This is a genomic window from Haloferax namakaokahaiae (assembly GCF_042663225.1).
Lineage (GTDB): Archaea > Halobacteriota > Halobacteria > Halobacteriales > Haloferacaceae > Haloferax > Haloferax namakaokahaiae.
Window position 1 is genome coordinate 15,643 of record NZ_JBHTAA010000001.1, and the last position, 21,510, is coordinate 37,152.

Genomic DNA, 21,510 nt, shown 5'->3' on the forward strand with positions numbered 1-21,510 from the left:
GGTTCGGAAGAGACGCCGAGAGAGACTGCTCAGACCGATCGAATCTCGCCGACCGACACTTCGTCGCCAACGGCGAGGGTCTCGCCCCACGACGATTCGGGAACCCTCGTGTTGACCATCAACCGGAAGTAGTGGTCGAACCAGTCGCCGCCGGACCACGGGGGCATCGTCTCGGCGCGCTTTTTCATAAAGGTCTCTTTGAACTCCGACGTCGGTTCGCCCGTCTCGGGATTCCGCGTCGGGACGATACACCGCTGACAGGGGTTGACGCCGACGAACGACGCCGACCCGAGGGACCACTGGACGCGGGTGTCTCGCGTGTCGAAGAGGTTCTCCTCCCAGAAGGGTTCCGGCGCGTCGAGTTCGAGATTGGGCCGGAGTCGCCGTCGCATCTCGTCCACGTCGATTCCGTCGTACCACGACGCGACGGCTTCGAGCGTCTGCGTCGAGATGACCGTCGGCCCGCTCGCGGTCGTGTCGTCCGGAAACCCGCCGGCCGTCTCGCGCCGGAGTTCGACCGGATAGCCGAAGTACTCCGCCAACCAGTCGTCGGCGTCCGCGACGGGACCGTCGTAGTCGTCCATCTCTGGGGCTGACAGCCGCACCGTCTCCTCGTCGAGTGCGACGTGACTCCGGATGCGATGGGTCGCGCGCTCTCGTTTTCCGTTGACGTAGTTCCCGTCTTCGTCGAAGATGGCGAACGCTCGGTCGCCGCTGAGACCGCCGTTCTCGACGAGTTCGGCCCGCTCGACGAACACCGGGTCGAGCGACTTGACCGGGTAGACGGCGATGCGGGAGAGCGTCACCGCATCGGTAGCTGACATTTACTCCTCGTCGGCGTCGGCTGCGGCGTCGTCGAACGCTTCGGCGACCGTCTCGTCTTCGACCGTCTGATAGCCGTCTTCCGAGATGGTTGCGAGGCTAATCTCTTCGGCGGTCAGTTCGTCGTCGGACGAACGCAGCGCTTTGACCGCGAGCGAGATGCCGTCGCCGAGCGACAGGTCGTCGGTGTACGCCGATTCAAGCACGTCCTGAATGTCTTCGCGGTGGCCGCCGATGGCGACTGCCTTCCACTCTTGGGGCGTCCCCGAGGGGTCGGTGGCGAAGAGCTGGCCGCGACCGTTCTCGTAGCCCGCGATGAGCAGCGAAGCACCGTACGGGCGGGTCCCGCCGTACTGCGTGCTCTCTTGGATGTCGTCGGTGATGGCCTTCGTCAGCGCTTCGACGCCCATGGGTTCGCCGTAGCGGAGGCGTTCGCGCTGGGCGGTCGTCCGCGCGAAGTCAACGAGTTTGCGCGCGTCGGCGACGTGGCCGGCGCTCGCGGCACCGAGGTGCACGTCGAGTTTGTGGAGTTTCTCGATGCTCGTCGGCTCCATGAGCGGCGACGCGGTCGAACGGCGGACCGCGAGCACGACGCCGTCGGCGGTGCGCACGCCGACGACGGGTGCGCCGCGCTTGACTGCCTCACGCGCGTACTCAACCTGATAGATGCGGCCGTCCGGCGAGAACAGCGAGGTCCCGCGGTCGTAGGCCTGTTTGTCGTTTCGGTTCATCGTTCCTCCTCGGAACCGTGGTTCGTCATTATCCCCCTCTGCGTTCCGAAGGCGGAAAAACCCTCCACCCCCGGCAGTGTCGTGGGGTTTAACAGGCCGCAGAGGGAGAGCAGGCTACACCTCGACGACGAGGGCCTCCGGTGCGTTGGTTTTCACGCTCTGGATTCCCTGTTTCGCCTTCTGCTTCGAGGCGTAGCCCTCGCCGGAGTCCGCGAGGATGTTGCCGTTGTCGTGGACGAGTCGCCAGCGATACTCAGACGCCGCGTCGCGGTACACCTCGAATCGGGCTTTGCTCATATCCGCCCATGGATGTCAGCGAGGAAAACAGTGTGTGAAAGCGGCGGGTGAAGCCGAAGGGACGAACGGAGTCGCCAGCGGTGGTGGAAGGAAAGCGAGAGTGGTGGAAGGAAAGCGAGAGTGGTCGAAGGAAAGCGAGAGTGGTCGAAGGAAAGCGAGAGTGGTCGAAGGAAGGTAAGCGGAGACGAGAGGAGGGTTGAGGTGGGGTGGCCGCGGGGACCAACGAATGGAACACAAACAATGCGGCTTCCGCCGCAACTACACTGAGGACGGCAAGCAACCTGAGTATAGACGAAATAACCGCCGTTCGAACGGGGTTGTACACTGACTACCGGCCGAATCTGACAGTCTCGTGGCCTGACTCCCGGAGGCACGCTCATATCCTTTCGGCACCCCTAGAACACCATGAGCACACGCGAGGAACAGCACTTCAAAGACACCGACGTGCAGAATCGCTTCGACTTCAAGAAGGAGCAACGGGCGGCCTTCATAGCGAAGAAAGGGCTGAACGAGGAGACGGTGCGCGTCATCTCAGAAGACAAGGGCGAACCCGAGTGGATGCTGGAGCGCCGCCTGCGAGCGCTTCGGATGTTCCAGAAGATGCCGATGCCGACCGACTGGCCCGGCCAACCCGACCTCTCGGGGGTGGACGTGAACGCCATCGTCCCGTACATCCGCCCCGACGTGGACGTTCGCGGCGGCGTCAAAGACTGGATGGACCTCCCCGAGGACATCCGCGATACGTTCGACAAACTCGGAATTCCGGAAGCAGAGCGAAACGCGCTCTCCGGCGTCGGCGCGCAGTACGAGTCCGAAATCGTCTACCAGAACATGCAGGAGGAGTGGGAGAAGCAAGGCGTGGTCTTCTGCGATATGGACAAAGCCGTCCGGGACCACCCCGAGTTAGTAGAGGAGTACTTCATGACGAAGTGCGTCCCTCCGAGCGACAACAAGTTCGCCGCGCTCCACGGCGCGATTTGGTCCGGCGGGTCGTTCGTCTACGTCCCCGAAGGCGTCACCGTCGAGATGCCGATTCAGGCCTACTTCCGCATGAACTCGGCCGGGATGGGCCAGTTCGAACACACGCTCATCGTCGCCGAGAAGGGGTCCGAAGTCCACTACATCGAGGGCTGTTCGGCACCCAAGTATTCGGTGTTTAACCTCCACTCCGGGTGTGTCGAAGTGTTCGTCAAAGAGGACGCGCACGTCCAGTACTCCACGGTTCAAAACTGGTCGAAGAACACCTACAACCTGAACACGAAGCGTGCCATCGTCGATGCCGGTGGTCGAATGGAGTGGATTTCCGGGTCGATGGGGTCGAAGACGACGATGCTCTACCCCGCGACCATCCTGAACGGTCGGGGTGCCTCCGATAACCACATCACCATCGCGTTCGCCAGCGAGGGCCAGAACATCGACACCGGCGCGAAGGTCTACCACAACGCGCCGAACACGAAATCGACTATCACTTCGAAGTCCATCTCTCGCGGCGGTGGTCGTACCAACTACCGTGGTCTCGTCCGCATCGCTCACGGCGCGACAGACTCGTCGTGCTCTGTCGAGTGCGACGCCCTGATGTTCGACAACGAGTCGCTGTCGGATACGATGCCCCACATCGAGATTCACGAGAGCAAAGTCGATGTCGCCCACGAAGCGACAGTCGGGAAAATCGGCGACGACGACATCTTCTATCTCCAGTCGCGCGGCCTCTCCGACGACGAGTCGAAGCAACTCATCGTCTCGGGCTTTATCGAACCCATCACGAAAGAACTCCCAATCGAGTACGCCGTCGAACTCAACCGCTTGGTCGAGTTGGAGATGGAAGGCAGTCTCGGCTGATTCTCTTTTCTCGCGTCTCTCCGCTTCTACTCCACCGGTCGCTTGAACACGAGCGCCGTCTGGCCGCTTCCGGCACCCGCACCGCGGGAGTCCGAGAGCGTCTCCACGAGTTCCCAGCCCTCACTTCCGAGCGAGTTCAGCACGTCTTCCATCGGCGCGGTATCGCCGCTGAACAGGCCGCCGTCCGCGGTTCGAATTATCTTGTACTCCCAGTTAGGCATCGTCTGACCCACTCAGTCCCGGCGCTTGTAAGTGACGAACGCGAATCCGTCGTGGTCGTCACGCGCCGTCTCCGCCCACTCGTCGGCGTCCCATTCGGGGAATCGCGTGTCGCCCTCGTACGACTCGGCGAGTTCGGTGAGCACCATCGCGTCGGCGCGGTCGAAGAACTGCTCGTAGACAGTCTGGCCGCCGACGACGTACGCCGATTCGACGCCCATCTCTTCGGCCGCGACTTCGGCCGCGTCGATTGCCTCCTCCACAGAGCCGACGACTTCGGCACCCGCGGGGAGTTCGATATCGCGGGTCGTGAGGACGATGTTCTGTCGCCCCGGAAGGGGGCCATCGATTTGCGCGGCGATGCTCTCGTAGGTCGTTCGGCCCATGACGACGGGGTGGCCCATCGTCGTCTGCTTGAAGTGTTTGAGGTCTTCGGGGAGGTGCCACGGCATGTCGCCGTCGCGGCCGATGACGCCGTTGTCTGCGACGGCGGCGATGAGGACGAATCGCAGGCTCATTCGGCCACCGAGAACCGAATCCCGTCGGCGGGGTCGTAGTCGCGGAGCGTGAAGTCGTCGAACGTGAGGTCCGAGAGGGGAACGTCGGAGATGTCGAGCGTCGGGCGCTCGCGGGGTTCGCGGGCGGCCTGCAAGAGGAGTCCGGGGACGTGGTCGTAGTCCTCTTCACCCTCGGCTTCGGCGGGTGCTTCTTCGAGGAGCCATTCGCGCACGTCGAGGTAGCCTTCGGGGTCGTCTACGTCGGCGATGCGCGCTTGGAGTTCGTCGAGGTGCTCACCGTACCACGCGCCGCGCTCGCCGGTGCCGCAGTAGACGTGGGCGTCTACGATGGTGTGGCCGAACGACCCGAGCTCGAACTCGGTCTGTTGGGCGACGACCTGCGCGAGAATGGAGTAGGCGGCGATGTTGAAGGGAATCCCGAGTGCGATGTCGCCCGAGCGCTGGGTGAGATGGACGTTGAGCGTGTCGCCCTGGACGTTAAAGACGAAGGTGTAGTGACACGGCGGGAGGGTCGAGACGGCGGCGTTGGCGGGGTGCCACGCGTTGATGACCATCCGCCGGGAGTTGGGGTTCTCGTCGAGCGTGTCGAGGACGTACTGGAGTTGGTCGAACGTGCCCTCGTCGTTCATCCAGCGCTGGTCCGCGTCGGGCCACGCCTCGCCCGGCAGTTGGGCGTCGTCGTCGGGGACGGGGAAGCGTCGCCAGAAGCGCCCGTAGGCGGTATCGAGGTTGCCGTCGTCGTCGGCCCACGCGTCCCAAATCTTGGTCTCCTCGCGGAGGGTGCGGATGTGCTCTTCGCCCGAGAGGTACCACAGCAGTTCGTGGATGAGCGAGTTCCAGCGAAAGCCCGAGAGGTCCTTCGTCGTCAAGAGCGGAAAGCCCTCGGCGAGGTCGATTTGGTAGTGCTTCGAGAAGCCGGAAATCGTGTCCACGCCGGTTCGATTCGGTTTGTACTGCCCGGTGCCGAGAACGTCCGTCACGAGGTCGAGATATTGGCGCATGTGAGGTCCCCTCCTAGGTCTGTTCGTGGGTTTCGTTAGATGGAATTAAAATGTGCGCTTGCGGCCAGCACAACAGGAAAGACCCCCGTCGTTCTATCCACGGTATGATTCGAAATCTCGCGCAGGGCGTCAGCGCCTTCACGTGCAACGTCTTTCTCGTCGAGGGCGAGACGACTGCGCTCGTCGATGCCGGGGCCAACTTCGATGTCGCGGCGGCGGTCCGCGAACACACCGACGACCTTGATGCGGTGTACGTGACCCACACCCACCCGGACCACATCGACAACGTCGATGCCCTCCGCGAGGCGTTCGACGTGCAGACGTGGGGCTACGACCCCGGCCACCTCGCAGTGGACAACCGCATCGACGACGAAGAGCGCGTCCAAATCGGCGACGCCGTGTTTCAGGCCTTCCACACGCCGGGGCACAAAAACGACCATCTTTGCTTTTATTCGAAAAAGACTGGCGTCTGTTTCGGCGGCGACCTCGTGTTCGCCAACGGCGGCTACGGCCGAACCGACCTCGCAGAGGGCGACCGCGACCTGATAATCGAGAGCCTCGACAGACTCCGAACAGTGGTTGGCGACGACATCTCGGAACTCCACGTCGGCCACGGGCCGAGCGTGCTCACCCGCCCGCAGGACGATATCGAACTCGCGTGTCGGGCGGCGCGGATGACGGCGTGAAACTAAAAATCGGCGCGAGCTGCGCGTTTAGCGCGCCGTGTAGCCACCATCGACGGTGAGCGTTTCACCGGTCGTGAACGATGCACCGTCGGTGCAGAGCCACACGACTGCCGAGGCGATTTCTTCGACGGTCCCGAGACGACCGACCGGGTGGAGTGCCTCGATTCCTTTTTTCGCTTCTGGGTCGTCCAACCCGCCTTCGGCGAGCAGTGGCGTGTCGATAAAGCCGGGACAGACCGCGTTGACGCGGACGCCTCGCTGGGCGTACTCTTGGGCGGCGGTCTTCGTCAGGCCGACGACGCCGTGTTTCGACGCGACGTACGGGCCTGCGTTTTCGAACCCGACCTTCCCGAGAATCGACGCCATGTTGACGACGACGCCGCCGTCGCCGTCGAGCATCGCCGGAATCTCCTGATTCATACAGCGCCAGACGCCGTTGAGGTTGATGTCGATGACTTGCTGCCACTCCTCGAACGTGAGGTCGGCGGTCGGTTTTTGCGCGCCGCCGATACCCGCGTTGTTGCACGCGAAGTCGAGTCGGCCGTACTCCGAGAGTGCGGCATCGACCATCGACGCGATTTCGTCCTCGTTCGTCACGTCGGCGGAGACGAAGACGGCCTCACCACCGGCGTCTTCGATTGCTTCGACCGTCTCTTCGCCCCCCTCGACGTCGATATCGGCGACCACGACGGACGCTCCTTCGTCGGCGAACGCTTCTGCGGTTGCTCGTCCGATTCCCGACCCCGCGCCAGTTACCACTGCGACTTTCGAATCGAATTGCGTCATAGTGCGCCATAGACAACAACGCACTGACAGATAGCTCTTGGTCCACTCGTGGGGGTCGCGTTCCACCGTCCCCCGTGAGAGGTCGGTTACTCTTCGGTTTCCTCGTCCTCGATGACGTCGGGATGGAGACCGAAGTAGCCCGGTTCGTCACCGCGCGGGTCGTTGATGACGAAGTCTTCTTCGTGAGAGATAATCCACGGAATCGTCCAGTCGATGAGGTGGTCTTCGGTGTCTTCGGCGAGGTCCGTCGTCGGGTCGAGTCCCTGCAACATCCGCGCGATTTCGGGAACGGTGTACATGTAGTCGGGGTGAAGAATGTCTGTGGGTTCGTACAGCAGATAACCGTAGAGGGTCTCGAACTCGTCTTTTGATTTCGGCATACGTGCACTATTTCTCCGAACGCCAAAACACCGACGACCTTCTCGTTTCGACACGCGGGTACAGATTGCATACCAACACTGTCGCCGCAGCTCCCCACTGCACGGTAACACTTATCAGGGGTTGTGAGAGAGTGGCGAAAGATGAGCGACGCTTCCGCGCGACTTGTCGAGGTATTCCGGGACTTCGGAGGGGAAGCCCTCCGCGACGTGTGGGTCTTCGACCAGCGGACACACGAGAGTCACTACGTGAGAGACGACGTTGCAGCAGCCCTCGACTCGGTCGATGTCTCACGGTTCATCGACAACGAGCGGTACGGATACGTCACGAGACACACTTACGAAGCGCTGTACTACGCCGAGTACAGTTACACCGTCCGCGGGTTCGACTCCTTCGAACAGTTCCGCACGTTCGTTGGCCCGCACTCGATCGGCGTCCTCGCCGGGTTCGACCGGAGTGACGAGGGGCGCGACTTCGCAAGACTCGACGACGCGGTCCAGCGACTCGGCGACGAACTCGATTTCTCTCGGCTGCTGCCGACAGTCGTCGATAGCACCTCGGACGGACTCTAACGTCGCTACGGCTATCGCTCGCGGATTGCGTCGCTAAAAAATTTTCAGGATGAGGGTTTACTCGAACAGTTCGACGGCCTGCTCGTAGCGAGCGGACGGCTCTTCCCAATCGACGACCTCGAAGAAGTTCGAGACGAAGTCGCCACGGGCCGGGCCGTAGTCGTGGTAGTACGAGTGTTCCCAGACGTCGAGTGCGAGGATGGGGTGGCTGCCCCAGAGTGCGCCCTGGTCGTGCTTGTCAACGACGACGTTCCGAAGCTGGTTCGAGAACGAGTCGTAGACGAGCAGCGCCCAGCCACCTGCTGCGCCCGCGGCCGCTTCGAATTCGCCCTTCCAGGCGTCGTAGGAGCCGAAGTCTTCGGCGATGCGGTCTGCGAGCGCACCTTCTGGCTCGTCGCCGCCTTCAGGCGACATGTTCTGCCAGAAGAGGTCGTGCAGGATGTGACCCGAGCCGTTGTGGGTCACGTTGCGAAGCGCACCGGCGGACGAACCGAACTCGCCCGCTTCACGGTTTTCCGCGAGCGTCTCTTCTGCGGCGTTCCAGCCGTTGACGTAGCCCTGATGGTGGGTATCGTGGTGCCACGTGAGAACCTGCTCGGAGATGTGTGGTTCGAGCGCGTCGTAATCGTACGGAAGTGGGTCGAGTTCGTAGCTCATGGTAAATTACCTCCGGGTGATATATGCTTACAAATACAGATAAAGTTTGAGAAGTCGTATGCTAGCACAGTCCACTGAAGTGACGCGTTAGCTCGAAATGAAAAAGTCGAAGACGCCGTTGTTAGATGTTGACGGCGTTCTTGGCGCTGCTGTAGCGCTCTGCGACGTCGTCCCAATCGACGACGTCCCAGAAGTTGTCAACGTACTCGCCCCGGTTGTTCTCGTACTGGAGGTAGTAGGCGTGTTCCCAGACGTCGAGGACGAGCAGCGGCGTGCTCGCCGACGCCTGTTGATTCTGGTGATTCTCGGCGGCGATGACCATCAGTTGGTCGCCGACGTGGTCGTAGACGAGTTGGCCCCATCCGGAGCCTTCGACGCCTTTCGATGCGGCCGCGAAGTCGGACTTGAACTGGTCGAATCCACCGAAGTCCCGCTCGATGGCGTCGGCGAGTTCGCCGTCCGGTTCGCCGCCGCCGTCGGGGCTCATGTTCTCCCAGAAGATGGTGTGGTTGACGTGTCCCGAGAGGTTGAACGCGAGGTTGCGCTTTACCCCTTTGATGTCGCTCGTGTCGCCGCTCTCGCGCATCTCGGCCAGTTTGTCCAAGGCGGCGTTCGCGCCGTCAACGTAGCCCTGGTGGTGCTTGTCGTGGTGCAGTTCCATGATTCGCTGGTCGATGACCGGTTCGAGCGCGTCGTAGTCGTACGGGAGTGCTGGAAGTTCGTATGCCATGGGCACTGAGTACGTTGTGGGGGATTCTGTTAAATGTTAGCCAAATTATATGTTTGGCTCACTTTCTCCTTCGCAGAAACGTCTCGGTCCGATCTCAGTTGCCGGTCTCAGTCGCCAGCCTCGTTCGCGCCGACAGCGGGCGTGTCGCGTCGTTCGTACTCGATTTCGGTGGCGATTCGGTTCGCAATCTCGGCTCCGAACTCGCGTTCGACGATGTGGAGCGAGAGGTCGAGACCAGATGTGACGCCGCCGGCGGTCAACACGTCGCCGTCGTCCACGACGCGGGCCTCGACGACTTCGGCGGCCGTCTCGCGCAGGTCTGGAAGTGCGCCGTTGTGCGTGATTGCGGGTCGCCCGTCGAGGATTCCCGCGCGAGAGAGGAGCATCCCGCCGGTACAGACGCCCGCGACGGTGGTTCCCGCGCCGTGCAGCGTCGAAATCGCGTCTGGAATGTCGCCCTTTTCGGCTTCTGCCCACGCGCTCTGTGGGGCGCGACTGTTCCACCCACCGCCGGGAACCACGAGCAGGTCCGGGCGGTCGGACGCCGGGTCGAGGGTACCATCGACACCGACGCGGAGGCCGTGACTCGCGGTGACGAACTCGTGTTCGTCGAGCGTGACGATGCGTGCCTCACAGTCTGCGCCGAACGCACCGGCGTTCTGAAACACCTCGAACGGGGCGACCGCGTCGAGTTCGTCGAAGCCGTCGTAGACGAGAATGGCGACGTCCATGTCTCGGGAGTCGTCGCCGAGTGCGATAGTCGTTGGTGTGGCGGAAGGAGCGGATGTGAGCGCCGACTCAGTCGTCGCCGCGCGCGTTCTCGAACATCTCCAGTGCCATCTCGCGGCGCTCGGAGTGGTCCACGATTGGTTCGGGGTACTCGGGAGCGAGTCGCTCGCGCTCCAGCTCGCTCAACTCGTGCCACTCGTGGATGGTGTTGGACGTGACCGCTTCCAACTCGGGAACGTACTGCTTGATGTACTCGCCGTCCGGGTCGTAACGCTCGCCCTGCGTCATGGGGTTGAAGATACGGAAGTAGGGTTGGGCGTCCGTCCCCGTCGATGCGGCCCACTGCCAGCCACCGTTGTCGTTGGCGGTGTCGTGGTCAGAGAGGTATTCGCGGAAGTGAGCGTAGCCCTCACGCCAGTCGCACAGGAGGTCCTTCGTGAGAAACGAGGCGACGATCATTCGGACGCGGTTGTGCATGTAGCCCTCCGCGAGAAGTTGCCGCATCCCGGCGTCTACGATTGGATAGCCCGTCTCGCCGGCTTTCCACGCGTCCAACTCCTCCTCGTCGTCTCGCCACTGAATCCCCTGTTCGTACTCCTTGAAGTTCTCCGTGACGACGCTGGGGTTGAAGTAGAGGACGTGGGTGTAGAACTCGCGCCACGCGAGTTGGGATTGGAACTCCTCGACCGATTCGGCCTCTGCTTCGCTTTCGGCACGTTCGGCGGCCGCTTCCGTCGCTTCGTACACCTCTCGAATCCCGATGGTTCCGAACTTGAGGTCCGTCGAGAGGTGTGAGGTCGCGTTTCGAGTCGGGTAGTCTCGGTCCTCGGCGTAGCGGAAGATGGCGTCCTCGCAGAACGATTCGAGTCGTTCGCGCGCGGCGTCGGTTCCGGCGGTGAGGATGTCCGCAGAAAGTTCTTCGAATCCGAGTGAATCGATGGTCGGAAGTGACCCAATACCAACGTCGTCCACTTGCTTAACCACGGATTCGAGCGTCTCGGCACCGACTAACTCCGACGGTTCTGGGTAAGGCGATGGTTTCTCTCTCTTTCGCCACTTCTTCCAGAAGTAGGTATACACCGAATACGGGTCGCCTGCGTTCGTCGTAATCGACCCCGGTTCGTGGAAAATCGCGTCGTGAACGGTCTCGCGTTCGACGTCCACTTCGTCGAGGGCGAGGCGAACGGCAGCGTCCCGCTCTTTGGCTAACCCGGAGTAATCGACGTTCCAGACGACGCGTTCGGCGTCGAGTGCCTCGGCGACGGCCGGAATCGTCTCGCGCGGGTCACCCGTCGCCACCAGCAGGTCGCTTCCCTGCGTGCGGTACCACGATTGGAGTTCGTCGAGCGCGTCGAGGAGATAGCGGACCCGTGGCGGACTGGCGTGGGCGAGCACGTCGGTGTCGAACACGAAAATCGGTGCGACAGGGCCGTCAGCGGCGGCCTTCGAGAGACCGTGGTTGTCTGCGGCGCGGATGTCTCGCCGATGCCAGTGGAGTTGCATACCGCCGCTCAGGACGGCGAAAACGTCAATGTAACGGCGACGTTCCGAAGGTAGCCAGCGTAAAGTATGACCTAATGGCGACTGTATGAAACTTGATGGTTTCGTGACGGTCAGGCTACACTTTCACTTCGGTTTTTTGAGTACTCTCGCACCGCGAAGAGTCGTTACTAATGTGATGTTATCTCACGTTTTTCGACGCACATGTTGGATTACAGTCTGCGTATCTGACGTACCCACTCCATACCTATACCGATAAGAAACATTTGATGTATCATGCCACGGCACGGGGTCTCTCTCGGGATACACACATTCGAGCCACTGCTCACGGCGTCTGGGGCAGTTCCAATCGCATTCCTGACAATTCTCTGCGGGATACTCGGGTTCATCGTGTGGACGCCCTACGGAGTTGTGCTCGGTGCGCTCCCACCGGCGGTCGTGTTCTTCCTCTCGTACAACGACCAGCAACTGCAGAATCTGTCACTTCCGGAGCTTCCCTCGGCATGCCCGACAGCGCCGCTGTCGCTCGATAATCGCAACGACCTCGTGAACGCGTTGGAGTCCGCGGACGTGCTCACCACCGACTCGTCGGGGAAGATGTCAGTTTCGAGTGAGTTCAAGTCCGAGTGGCGTGGTCGGATGGTCGATATGGGCGGCCGCGACCAAGATTCGGCGGCGCTCGCAACGCTTCTCGGTGTACACCCCGCACGCGTGGAACTCGACTGGGAGGCCGACAAACTGGTGGCGACGCTCGACGGTGGCTCCGTCGGTCAGTGGTCGTCTCGGGCGGCGTTCGTCGCCGACCTCACCGCCGTCGCAACGTTCCGACGCCAGTACCCCGCGTGGTGGCGTCTCTCGACCGCCGACCGAAACCGCGTCCTCGGCGCGTTGCGACTGAGCCTCCAGCGATGTCCCACCTGTGACGGCCGCATCGACGTGACGACGTCGCTCGTCGAAACCGACCCGACGGACGAGGAGTTGGCACGCCCCGACAGCAGCGCCCAACACGTCACTGCGACGTGTCTCGGCTGTGAATCGCACCTGTTCGATTCGGTGATTTCGGTGACCAACCAACCGGCCGGAACCGACGCCGAGGCGGGGACGGCTCCACAGAGTCAGTAGTCCGTCCGTCTCTTTTTACAACGGGTCGATATCGTCGCGTCGGCCGTCGAGAATCGAGAATCGCTCTCCCCTTCGGCGTTCGAGCCACGCCAGTAGGCGTGCTGCCCACCGGAGTTTCTTCGCTTTCATCGAATCGACCGTCGGGTCGTCGAAGTCCCAGCCCGCAAAACGGAGTTCGCCAGCGCCGAGTTCGTCGGCGACGAAAGCCGCTCTGTCGCCGTCGGTGAAGCCACCCCAGTTGACGACGGGACCGACGGGTTCGGCCTGCGTCGTCGCCAGTACGTTGTCGAGGTCACACTTCGGAACCCACTCGCGGACCGCCGGAATGTTGTCGCCGTGGGCCGCGACGGCGACGGGCGTCCCACCGATGGTGAGTTCGACCACCGTCTCTGGATTTTTGTCGAGGTCGGTCACCATCAAATCGACCGGATAGCCCGCTTCGCGGACGACGTCGGCGGCCGAGGACGCGGCGACGACCACGTCCACGTCGTCGAGTACGTCGAGTTCGGACGCGAGCGACGGTGCCGCCCCGCAGATTGCGACTGTCTCTCCCGCCCACGCGAGCCGCGAGCGATCGAACGGGCGCGCGAGTGCAGCGAGTTCGTCACGAGCCTCCTCGTCGCCCGCTCGTTCGAATCCCAAACTATCGAGAATCTGTCGATAGACCGGTTCCCACTCCCTAAATCGCATGGCTGTCGCTCTCCGGTGTGTAATGGTATGGGCCGGAATGGCACCCGTGTACCCCTACCCGCGTGCCCTTCCGGCGTCCACAGGCCAGTTTTACAGTCGGATGGTATAAGTTTTCTCTTAGTCGAACGGTCTGCGTCTGCCGACCGTCAGACGATTCTGACTGTCTCGTGGTATCGAATTGCAAACAATGCCGAAAGCGGGAGTTTCGGACCATTCTACTGGACGTTTTCCAAAATTAGTTCGAGCGCGCCGTCGAGTGCAGGAGACGGTTCGTCGCCGAGAAGCGTCGGAATTCGACCGAGTGCGGCGGGCGAACCAATCAACAATGCACCAGTTTCACCACCGGCGAGAAGTGCCCCGGCGTCGCTCGCGGCGGCGGTGAGCGCGTCGCGGTCAGACTGCGAGAGTCCTTCGAGTTCGAAGACTCGCCTGACGCTCTCGGCGGCGGCATCGCGTGGTCCGCCGATTCGGTCCAGGTGTCGCATCCCGTCGCCCGTCGTCGTCACGTCGAGTTCCTCAACCGAGATGTCGCCGGGGTCGCGGACGCGACGGCGTTTGAACTCGTGACCGATGAGCGCGGCGTCCCGTGTCTCTTTCACGTCGTGCGTTCGGATGACGTGTGCGCCGCGTTCGACCGCCATCGAGGTGGCCGCGAGACTGACTGGCAGCGCGTCTTCCGTCGAGCGACCGGCCACGTCGCGGAGGAAGTTCTTCCGATTGATAGAGACGAGAATGGGGTAGCCGTAGCCGCGGAACTCGCGGAGTCGGTGGAACGTCTCTCGGTCGTCCGCGAGCGTCTTCTCCTCGGACCACCCGCCGAACGCCGGGTCGAGAATCGTCTTGTCGGTAAAGCCGTTCAGTTCGAGGGCGTCGTAGATGTCGTCTACGTCCTCGATTGCGCCGGGGCGAGTGAGGTCCGGGGGACTCGCCATCTTTGCGACGGCGGCGTCGAACTCCTCGCAGACGCGGGGCATCTCGGGGTCGGCGAAGCCGCAGATATCGTTCACCATGTCGAAGCCGCCGGAGAGGGCCGCCTCGGCGACTTCGTGATACCGCGTCTCGATGGAGAAGACGGCGTCGCCCGAGACGTGGTCGATGACCGAGAGCGCGGTGTCGAGGCGTTCGAGTTCGCCCTCGGCAGACAGCACCTCGAACTTCTTGTTCGCAGATTCGAGACCGATATCGACGATATCTGCGCCTTCGCCGATGAGTTCGTCGTCCACGTAGGCGGCGGCCTCGGTGGGGTCGTCGAACACGCTCGGTTTGTACGGAGATTCGTCCGAGACGTTCAACACGCCCATAATCCGAGGTGGGTGGTCGTCACCGATAGAGAGACCGGCGGCATCGACGGTTCGCATGGCCGGGTGTTGGACTACACGAATATAGGCAGACCGGTCGCGGAAGTTCGCCGGTTCTCAGCGTTGATTCTGTCATCGAAGCGTGAACAGAGCGCTCAATAGCCCTCATAGCAAGCACTTAATCCCTCATTGGTGTGGCTGCAACTAAGGTAGCCTTCGGGCTTCTGCATCGCCATGACCGGTGACGTATCCACGACCGTTCTCGCCGTCGATGACGAGTCGTCGCTGACGGCACTGTACGAACGTTGGTTGGCCGACGAGTACGAAGTCCACACGACGACGGCCGCCGACGAAGCACTCGAACTCGTCACCGCCCACGACCCGGACGTGGTCATGCTCGACCGGCAGATGCCGTCGATGAGCGGCGACGACGTGCTCGAACAGGTACGCGAGCACGGTTACGACTGCCCCGTCGTGATGGTCACGGGTCTCGACCCCGGTCTCGAAATCGTCGAGATGCCGTTCGACGACTACCTCGTCAAACCGGTCGAACGTTCCGACCTCCACGACACGCTCGATGCACTGCTCGCGCGGCGAGCATACGACGAACGCGTTCGAACCTACTTCTCGCTCGCCCGAAAGAAGGCGGTGCTCGAAGCGACCACCGACCCCGACGTCCTCGAATCGTCCGACGAATTCCGCTCGCTGAAAGCCGAGTTCGCGTCCGCTCGCGCCGAGGCCGACGACGCTCGGAGTGAGGTCTCCGGCCGCGACGCGTGGCTCAGTATCCAAGACTAACATGCCACGTCTCCTCCCCCGATTCGTCCGACAGCGCTACGCGGTCAAGTTCGCGCTCGTCCTCGGGGCGGTGACGCTCGCAATCACGCTCGTCGGCGGCTACTCGTACGTCCACGCGAACGCCCTCGTCGGCGAGGATACGCAGTCGGACCTCGTGGTGAACGCCGAAATCCAAGCGCAGAATCTCGACGGCTGGCTGAACCGCATGGAAGTACAGATGCGGTCGATTTCGGAGTCCGCCGCGTTCCAATCGGCGGACAGTCGGGAGATAAACCTCTACCTCTGGGGCGTCGTCGAACGCGACAGTGACATCGACGCGGCCTACTACATCGACACGAAGAACGAGACGGTCATCACGAGCACCGGAAGTGCCCAAATCGCCTCGGCGACGTCGGTGACCGACTACTACGGCCGACAGGACTTCACCAAACTCGCCCAGCAGTCTCACGGTGACGTGGTCGTCTCGGACCCGTTCCGTCCAACCGCCGACGCCGCCCCGGTTATCATCTTTGCGACCACGATTCCCGACGAACCGAACCGCGCGGTCATCGTCGTCTCGAACCTTCGGTCGGTCTCCGAGGCGCACCTCCACCACATGGACGCCGGTCGCTTCGTCGTCGTGGACGAAGAGAACACCGTCGTCCTCGCGGAGGACCACGAACGGGTGCTCACACAAGACGCCATCGCAACCGACCGCTACGACGACGCCTCTGGGTTCGTGTCCGGCGTCGAACTCGGTGACGACGCGACCGAAGTCGGCTACGCCAAACTCGACGCCAACGACTGGGTGGTCACCTCGCGGGTGCCGACCGCGCAGGCCTACACGCTTCGGACGAGCATCCTCACACAGATTCTCGTCACCCTGTTGGTCGTCGGCGGCGGTGCTGGCCTGCTCGCAGTGACTATCGGACGCGACACGGTCGATGCGGTCGAGACGTTGGCATCGAAGGCGAACGCGCTCCGCGACGGCGACCTCGACACCGAAATCGACCGCAACCGCGAGGACGAGTTCGGCACGCTCTACGAGGCGTTCGACGTGATGCGCGTCTCGCTCCGCGACCAAATCGCGGCCGCAGAACGCGCTCGGGCGGCGGCGATCGACGCCCGCGAAGAGGCGTGGGCCGAGAAGGAGGCCTCCGAACGCCGTCGCCGCCACCTCGAACAGACGGCAGCACGATACGGAGAGGTGATGCGCGCCTGTGCGGACGGCGACCTCGCAGAGCGCATCGACCCCGACGACGAGAGTCGGGCGATGGCGACTATCGCCCACTCGTTCAACGACATGATGGACGACGTACGCGAGCGCAACGAGCAACTCACGACCGTCTCGCACGTCCTCTCGCACGACCTCAGAAGCCCGTTGAACGTCTCGGTCGGCAGAGCCGAACTCCTCGCAGACGAGACCGACAGTCCACACCTCGACCCGCTCATCGACTCGCTCGAACGAATTGACGCGATTATCGACGACGCGGTCGTGCTCGCACTCCAGCGAGACGTCGAAGACACGCTCCCGGCGACGCTGTCGGACGTCGCACAACGCGCGTGGAGACACGTCGAAACGGACGACGGAACGCTCGAAATCGTCGAGGAGCTCCGATTCGATGCCGACCCGAGCCTCGTCGCCCACATCTTCGAGAACCTGTTTCGGAACGCAGTCGAACACAGTTCGACCGACGGGCGCGATTCGTCTCCCGACGAGGCGGTCTGGGTTCGGGTCGGTCCGCTCGACCAGCGAAGCGGGTTCTACATCGAGGACGACGGTCCCGGAATCCCCGCCGACGCGCGCGAGCGTGTGCTCGAACCGGGGTTCACGACCAACCGTGAGAACGGCGGCACCGGTCTCGGACTCCCCATCGTCAAACAGGTCGTCGATGCGCACGGGTGGGACATCGACATCACCGAATCGGCCGACGGGGGCGCACGATTCGAATTCTCCGAGGTGTGCACCGGCCAGTGCGACTCGCACGATGCGACCTCGGCGGTGTAACCGACGCGACACACAAGCCAATGACTCACTCCCACTCCGATGCGCACGATTCGCCCGCCCGACTGACTCGTCGCCGAACGGTGCTCTCTACGCTCGGCACGCTGGCCATCTCGGCCGTCGCCGGCTGTCTCGGTGGCGGCGATGCGAGTCCCGATACCTCGACGGCGGCCCCCGTGACGACCGACGACCTCGGCGGCGAACTCAAAATCGCGGGGAGCAGTACCGTCTATCCGCTCACGCTCGCCATCGGCAGCGCGTTCATGGAGGGCCATCCGAACGTGACCGTCTCTGTCACCTCGTCGGGGACCGGCGGCGGCTTCGCGGACTTCTTCTGTGCGGGCCGGACGGTCATCAACGACGCGAGCAGGCGAATCGAGACCGACGAGATGGAACTGTGCGAGTCGAGGAACATCGATCCAATCGAGTTCCAAGTCGCAACCGACGCCCTCACCGTGGCCGTCAACCCCGAAGCCGACTGGATCGACTGTCTCACGCTGGACGAACTCGCGCACATCTGGCGGACCGACGGTGCGACCACGTGGCGAGACGTTCGCCCCGAGTGGCCGAACGTGCCTATCGAACGCTACGGTCCGACCCCCGCGTCGGGGACGTTCGACTACTTCTCGTCGGTCGTCCTCGGCGACGACACCCACCGCCGCGACCACGAGATGACCGAACAGGACAACGTCATCGCCCGGCGAGTGAGCGACTCGAAGAACGCGATTGGCTACTTCGGCCTCGCCTACTACCTCAGGAACCGCGATGCCGTTCGCGCCGCCCCAATCGACGACGGGTCGGGAACGTGCGTCGAACCGTCGCCCGCGACGACTCGAAGTGGCGCGTACGGCGCGCTCTCACGCCCACTGTACATCTACGTCGCACGCGACCGACTCGCTCGCCCGGAAGTCGCCGCGTTCGTCCACTACTACCTCGAACGCTCGGTGACCGTGCCGGCGGAAATCGGCTACGTTCCCGTGGACGAACGCACCGCGACGACCAACCTCGAGACGCTCGCCGAGTTGCGCTCGACAGCGACCACCGAGTAATCAGCCGCGACGCCCGGCATCACGCCCTTTTTATCCGTCGCTCGGATACGTCCGACCATGGCGAAGGTCAGCGTTGGACTCCGAGGATGGCGATTCGAGGAGTCCGAGATATTCGACGAAGACGGCGAGTTCAGGCCGCTCGACGAGATTCCGGAAGACGCTCGTGAGCGCCTCCTTCGGCTCACCGTGCTCGTCGAAGAACCGTGCGACGCCTGCTATCTGATTCACGGCGACGAGGAGCTTCAGCGGTGCAAACAGGCCGAAATCGTCTACGGTGAACCCGGTCACGAGGCACTCCTCTGTGCCGACCACGAACCCGACCTCCTCTACTGGTTCCGCGAAGCGGGCGGCCGCGACCTCGTCGGCGACGACGTGTTCGCCGACGCGTTCCACGAGTGGTTCGCAAGCGGCGAGCGCGCACCCGAGGGCTACGCCGGACTCGACCACGTCGAGACGGACCCCGAGAACCTGCCGACGCCGCCGGACGCCGAAGAACTCCAGCGCCGCCTCGAAGCGAACTTCGAGGGCGAGCGCATCAACATCCTCGACTACCGAAAGACCGACGACGACGAAGAGGAAGGCACGCCGCTGTCCGACTCGGACTTGGGCGACGTAGACCTCGGTACGGACTACCCGACGAAATGAGCGACGACGATTCCGACCACGAGTTCGTCGTCGTCGTGGTCGAACCCGAGACGCCCGGCAACGTCGGGACCATCGCCCGGGCGATGAAGAACTTCGGCATCTACGACCTTCGGCTCGTGGACCCGCCGGAGTTGGACCCCGACGGCGAGGCCTACGGGTTCGCTGGCCACGCCCGCGAGGACGTGCTTCCCAACGCGACCGAGACGACGCTCGAAGAAATCGTCTCGGAGTACCACACCGTCGGCACGACCGCCGTCTCGCACGAGGATTCGACCAAGCACGTCCGCTACCCGTTCAAGACGCCGCTCGAACTCGCCGACTCGTTAGAATCGGTCGAGACCAAGACCGCACTCGTCTTCGGCCGCGAGGGAACCGGTCTCGACAACGAGGAGTTGCGGATGCTCGACGAGGTTTGCTGTATCCCGGCCGACGAGCGCTATCCCGTTCTCAACCTCGGACAGGCCGCGACGATTCTCATGTACGAACTGCGCCGCTTTACCGTCGAGGAGACACAACTGCCCGACGTAGAGCGCGAACGCGCCTCGGAGGAAGAAATCGACATCGTCTATCGGTTCTTCGACGACCTGCTCGACGCGACGTCGTACCGCGAACACAAGCGGGCGAAGACGTCGCAGATGATGCGCCGACTCCTCGGTCGCGCCCACCCGACCGAACGCGAGGCCGCCACCTTGACCGGCGTGTTCCGCCGCGCCGCAGAACGCGCCCGCGGCGACCGAGAGTAGCCCTTACTCTCTCGTCTCGTCTCGTCTCGTCTTGTCTCGTCTCCGCCCGAACACCACGAGTCCGATAAACCAACTTCCCTTCTCCACGTCTCCCGATTCGCGCTCCGCGTAGTCGTGGTCTGTCTCTCCGCGAGACCGCGGGGGTCGCTCTCAGCGCTCTTCGGACCGAGCGACCTTCCAATTTTCCGATACTCGTTTGGAGTTCGGGACCCTATCTTCGGTCATGCCACGGCATCGTCTGCGGCTTCCGATGGTCCTCGTCGGACTGACGATATTCGCGTTCTATCTCGCGTTGGCGGCGCTCAGCGCCTTCGCGCTGGTGACGCTCTGGGAGTTCCGACCGGACCCCCTCACCGCAGCACTCGTCGGCGTCTCCGTCTCGCTGGTCCTCGGCTACCTGAGTTTCCGTCTCGGGACCGTCCAACTGCTCTCACGATTGGACGCACGCGACCTGACGCCGGAAGAAGCCCCGGCCGTCTACCGGATGCTCGACCGTCTCGCCGAGGAGATGGACATCCGGTCGCCGTCGCTGAAGATTGCGCGCTTTTCGGCCCCGAACGCGCTCGCGCTCGACCCGATGGGCCGGGACGTGGTCGTCCTCGACGCCTCACTGTTTCGCCTGCTGTCGGCCGAAGAGTTCGAAGCCCTCCTCGCGCACGAACTCGCTCACCTCGAACGCAAGGACGGGCTTACGCAGACGCTCGTCGCCAGCACGCTCCAGACTATCGTCGGCATCGGCTACTTCTTCGTCTCGCCGCTGGCGTTCCTGACGACGGGCACTGCACTCGGTCTCGCGTGGATTCGCGGCACGCCGACCGCGTGGCAACGGACGATTCCGGGTCGGATTCGAACCCGCCTCGACACGTTCGTCGGCGTCTTCGGGTTCGGTCTCACGGTGCTCGTCCGCTCGCAGTCACGCAAGCGCGAGTTCGCCGCCGACGCCCGCGCCGCGCAGGTGACGGGGAGTCCCCTCGCGCTCGCCTCGGCGCTCCAGAAGTTAGAACGGGCGTCGAAACCCGAGTGGGGCTTTTCGCCGTTGTGGGTCTACGGCGAAGTCGAAGCCGAGAACGAGGTCTCAGAGTTGCTCTCGACGCACCCCTCGACCGACGAGCGAGTCGCTCGGTTGGAAGCCATCGAGTCGGGGTCGTGGACGCAAATCGAGGTGGCGTGATGCCCGGAACACCCGACCCGGTGTTGGGAAGCCAGTTCGTGACCCACGCTATCGCGGTGGCCGTCTCGCTCGTCTCGGTGGCGACCGTCGTTCTGCTCCGTGAGCGATTCGAGCACGTAAACGGGCGAAGCCTCGCACTCGGCGCACTCTACGGGAGTACAGCAATCGCAGTCTGGTACCTCGCCCGCGTCGTCACCGACGCGCTCGCGGACTCGTTTTCCGGGCCGCTCGGAGCGACGATTGGCGTCGTCGCACTCGGGTTCGTCCTGCTCGTCGCGCTGTTCCTCGGAGTTGCTCGGTTGTACGCCACCCGCGGACTCATCGTCCCACTGCTCGCGCTCTTCGCCATCACCGAACTCGTCTGGTGGTCGTTCCTCCACGTCCGCGCCGAGACGGACGCGCTCGGGATGTTCGTCATGCTCGCGCCGTTTTTCGCGGCCGGCGTGCTCGTTCTCGCGGCGCTCGAATACATCGCCCGGAGACTCTGGAAGCGTCTCGGTCGCGGGGGCGATAGCAGTCGCTCGCCGACCTGAGAAAGAGAGAAA

The 21,510-nt window shown here is 63.2% G+C and carries 25 protein-coding genes; 11 read left to right on the top strand and 14 right to left on the bottom strand.

Features of this window, described 5'->3' with window-relative positions; all coding sequences use genetic code 11:
- Positions 1-29: 29 nt before the first annotated feature.
- From ACFQJC_RS00090 to ACFQJC_RS00100, 3 genes are all read right to left on the bottom strand, one after another.
- A complete protein-coding gene (locus tag ACFQJC_RS00090) occupies positions 30-824 on the bottom strand; it encodes an MOSC domain-containing protein (protein ID WP_390221204.1) in 795 nt (264 codons plus the stop codon).
- Positions 825-1,553, bottom strand: coding sequence for an archaeal proteasome endopeptidase complex subunit alpha (gene psmA / locus ACFQJC_RS00095; RefSeq protein ID WP_390221205.1), 729 nt, complete (start codon positions 1,551-1,553; stop codon positions 825-827).
- A 114-nt stretch (positions 1,554-1,667) separates the two neighbouring features.
- Positions 1,668-1,850, bottom strand: coding sequence for an HVO_2922 family protein (locus tag ACFQJC_RS00100; protein WP_390221206.1), 183 nt, complete (start codon positions 1,848-1,850; stop codon positions 1,668-1,670).
- Positions 1,851-2,255: 405 nt separating this feature from the next.
- Between ACFQJC_RS00100 and sufB the strand changes: the two genes are divergently transcribed.
- On the top strand, positions 2,256-3,689 hold the full coding sequence (gene sufB / locus ACFQJC_RS00105; protein WP_390221207.1) for a Fe-S cluster assembly protein SufB: 1,434 nt from the start codon (positions 2,256-2,258) through the stop codon (positions 3,687-3,689).
- Positions 3,690-3,715: 26 nt separating this feature from the next.
- Here sufB and ACFQJC_RS00110 read toward each other — a convergent pair whose 3' ends face one another.
- Genes ACFQJC_RS00110 through thyA form a run of 3 tightly spaced genes read right to left on the bottom strand, consistent with a single transcriptional unit; the run spans position 3,716 to position 5,427 of the window.
- Entirely contained in the window at positions 3,716-3,910 is a 195-nt protein-coding gene (locus ACFQJC_RS00110) for a DUF4177 domain-containing protein (RefSeq protein WP_390221208.1), read from the bottom strand.
- A 12-nt stretch (positions 3,911-3,922) separates the two neighbouring features.
- Entirely contained in the window at positions 3,923-4,426 is a 504-nt protein-coding gene (locus ACFQJC_RS00115; protein ID WP_390221209.1) for a dihydrofolate reductase, read from the bottom strand.
- Complete coding sequence (gene thyA / locus ACFQJC_RS00120; RefSeq protein ID WP_390221210.1) at positions 4,423-5,427, bottom strand: thymidylate synthase; 1,005 nt, start codon at positions 5,425-5,427, stop codon at positions 4,423-4,425. The genes ACFQJC_RS00115 and thyA overlap by 4 nt, the downstream gene beginning before the upstream one ends.
- 104 nt (positions 5,428-5,531) lie before the next feature.
- Between thyA and ACFQJC_RS00125 the strand changes: the two genes are divergently transcribed.
- The gene (locus ACFQJC_RS00125; RefSeq protein ID WP_390221211.1) at positions 5,532-6,113 is read left to right on the top strand and encodes an MBL fold metallo-hydrolase; all 582 of its coding nucleotides are present in this window, start codon (positions 5,532-5,534) and stop codon (positions 6,111-6,113) included.
- Between the two features lie 27 nt (positions 6,114-6,140).
- On the opposite strand, the gene ACFQJC_RS00130 is transcribed toward ACFQJC_RS00125, so the two are convergent.
- Together ACFQJC_RS00130 and ACFQJC_RS00135 are read right to left on the bottom strand one after the other, a co-directional pair.
- Entirely contained in the window at positions 6,141-6,899 is a 759-nt protein-coding gene (locus ACFQJC_RS00130; RefSeq protein ID WP_390221212.1) for an SDR family oxidoreductase, read from the bottom strand.
- A gap of 86 nt (positions 6,900-6,985) precedes the next feature.
- Positions 6,986-7,279 (bottom strand): DUF5827 family protein, encoded by a 294-nt coding sequence (locus ACFQJC_RS00135; RefSeq protein ID WP_390221213.1) that lies wholly within the window; start codon positions 7,277-7,279, stop codon positions 6,986-6,988.
- Positions 7,280-7,420: 141 nt separating this feature from the next.
- On the opposite strand from ACFQJC_RS00135, the gene ACFQJC_RS00140 reads away from it, so the two are divergent.
- Positions 7,421-7,849, top strand: coding sequence for a DUF7522 family protein (locus tag ACFQJC_RS00140; protein ID WP_390221214.1), 429 nt, complete (start codon positions 7,421-7,423; stop codon positions 7,847-7,849).
- A gap of 57 nt (positions 7,850-7,906) precedes the next feature.
- Here ACFQJC_RS00140 and sod read toward each other — a convergent pair whose 3' ends face one another.
- The 4 genes from sod to ACFQJC_RS00160 all read right to left on the bottom strand — a co-directional run bounded on the left by sod (position 7,907) and on the right by ACFQJC_RS00160 (position 11,468).
- Entirely contained in the window at positions 7,907-8,506 is a 600-nt protein-coding gene (gene sod / locus ACFQJC_RS00145; protein ID WP_390221215.1) for a superoxide dismutase, read from the bottom strand.
- Between the two features lie 121 nt (positions 8,507-8,627).
- Positions 8,628-9,236: a superoxide dismutase gene (locus ACFQJC_RS00150; RefSeq protein WP_390221216.1), complete on the bottom strand. Its 609-nt coding sequence runs from the start codon at positions 9,234-9,236 to the stop codon at positions 8,628-8,630.
- A gap of 107 nt (positions 9,237-9,343) precedes the next feature.
- Positions 9,344-9,967 carry a DJ-1/PfpI family protein gene (locus tag ACFQJC_RS00155; RefSeq protein WP_390221217.1) on the bottom strand — a complete coding sequence of 208 codons (624 nt, stop codon included), beginning with the start codon at positions 9,965-9,967 and terminating at the stop codon, positions 9,344-9,346.
- A gap of 67 nt (positions 9,968-10,034) precedes the next feature.
- On the bottom strand, positions 10,035-11,468 hold the full coding sequence (locus tag ACFQJC_RS00160; RefSeq protein WP_390221218.1) for a cryptochrome/photolyase family protein: 1,434 nt from the start codon (positions 11,466-11,468) through the stop codon (positions 10,035-10,037).
- A gap of 273 nt (positions 11,469-11,741) precedes the next feature.
- Here ACFQJC_RS00160 and ACFQJC_RS00165 point away from each other — a divergent pair, with 273 nt between their 5' ends.
- A complete protein-coding gene (locus tag ACFQJC_RS00165) occupies positions 11,742-12,587 on the top strand; it encodes a DUF8054 domain-containing protein (protein ID WP_390221219.1) in 846 nt (281 codons plus the stop codon).
- 15 nt (positions 12,588-12,602) lie between these two features.
- Here ACFQJC_RS00165 and ACFQJC_RS00170 read toward each other — a convergent pair whose 3' ends face one another.
- Both ACFQJC_RS00170 and ACFQJC_RS00175 read right to left on the bottom strand, forming a co-directional pair.
- Positions 12,603-13,277 carry a 6-hydroxymethylpterin diphosphokinase MptE-like protein gene (locus tag ACFQJC_RS00170; RefSeq protein WP_390221220.1) on the bottom strand — a complete coding sequence of 225 codons (675 nt, stop codon included), beginning with the start codon at positions 13,275-13,277 and terminating at the stop codon, positions 12,603-12,605.
- Between the two features lie 215 nt (positions 13,278-13,492).
- Complete coding sequence (locus ACFQJC_RS00175) at positions 13,493-14,635, bottom strand: dihydropteroate synthase (RefSeq protein ID WP_390221221.1); 1,143 nt, start codon at positions 14,633-14,635, stop codon at positions 13,493-13,495.
- 174 nt (positions 14,636-14,809) lie between these two features.
- Between ACFQJC_RS00175 and ACFQJC_RS00180 the strand changes: the two genes are divergently transcribed.
- The 7 genes from ACFQJC_RS00180 to ACFQJC_RS00210 all read left to right on the top strand — a co-directional run bounded on the left by ACFQJC_RS00180 (position 14,810) and on the right by ACFQJC_RS00210 (position 21,498).
- A complete protein-coding gene (locus ACFQJC_RS00180; protein WP_390221222.1) occupies positions 14,810-15,373 on the top strand; it encodes a response regulator in 564 nt (187 codons plus the stop codon).
- A 1-nt stretch (position 15,374) separates the two neighbouring features.
- A complete protein-coding gene (locus ACFQJC_RS00185) occupies positions 15,375-17,360 on the top strand; it encodes a HAMP domain-containing sensor histidine kinase (protein WP_390221223.1) in 1,986 nt (661 codons plus the stop codon).
- Positions 17,361-17,380: 20 nt separating this feature from the next.
- Entirely contained in the window at positions 17,381-18,406 is a 1,026-nt protein-coding gene (locus ACFQJC_RS00190; RefSeq protein ID WP_390221224.1) for a PstS family phosphate ABC transporter substrate-binding protein, read from the top strand.
- A 57-nt stretch (positions 18,407-18,463) separates the two neighbouring features.
- Positions 18,464-19,051: a hypothetical protein gene (locus ACFQJC_RS00195; RefSeq protein WP_390221225.1), complete on the top strand. Its 588-nt coding sequence runs from the start codon at positions 18,464-18,466 to the stop codon at positions 19,049-19,051.
- Positions 19,048-19,794, top strand: a complete 747-nt coding sequence (locus ACFQJC_RS00200) for an RNA methyltransferase (protein WP_390221226.1) — start codon at positions 19,048-19,050, stop codon at positions 19,792-19,794. Before ACFQJC_RS00195 ends, ACFQJC_RS00200 begins: the two co-directional genes overlap by 4 nt.
- Positions 19,795-20,044: 250 nt before the next feature.
- Positions 20,045-20,965: a M48 family metallopeptidase gene (locus tag ACFQJC_RS00205; RefSeq protein WP_390222311.1), complete on the top strand. Its 921-nt coding sequence runs from the start codon at positions 20,045-20,047 to the stop codon at positions 20,963-20,965.
- Positions 20,965-21,498, top strand: coding sequence for a hypothetical protein (locus ACFQJC_RS00210; protein WP_390221227.1), 534 nt, complete (start codon positions 20,965-20,967; stop codon positions 21,496-21,498). Before ACFQJC_RS00205 ends, ACFQJC_RS00210 begins: the two co-directional genes overlap by 1 nt.
- Positions 21,499-21,510: the final 12 nt, after the last annotated feature.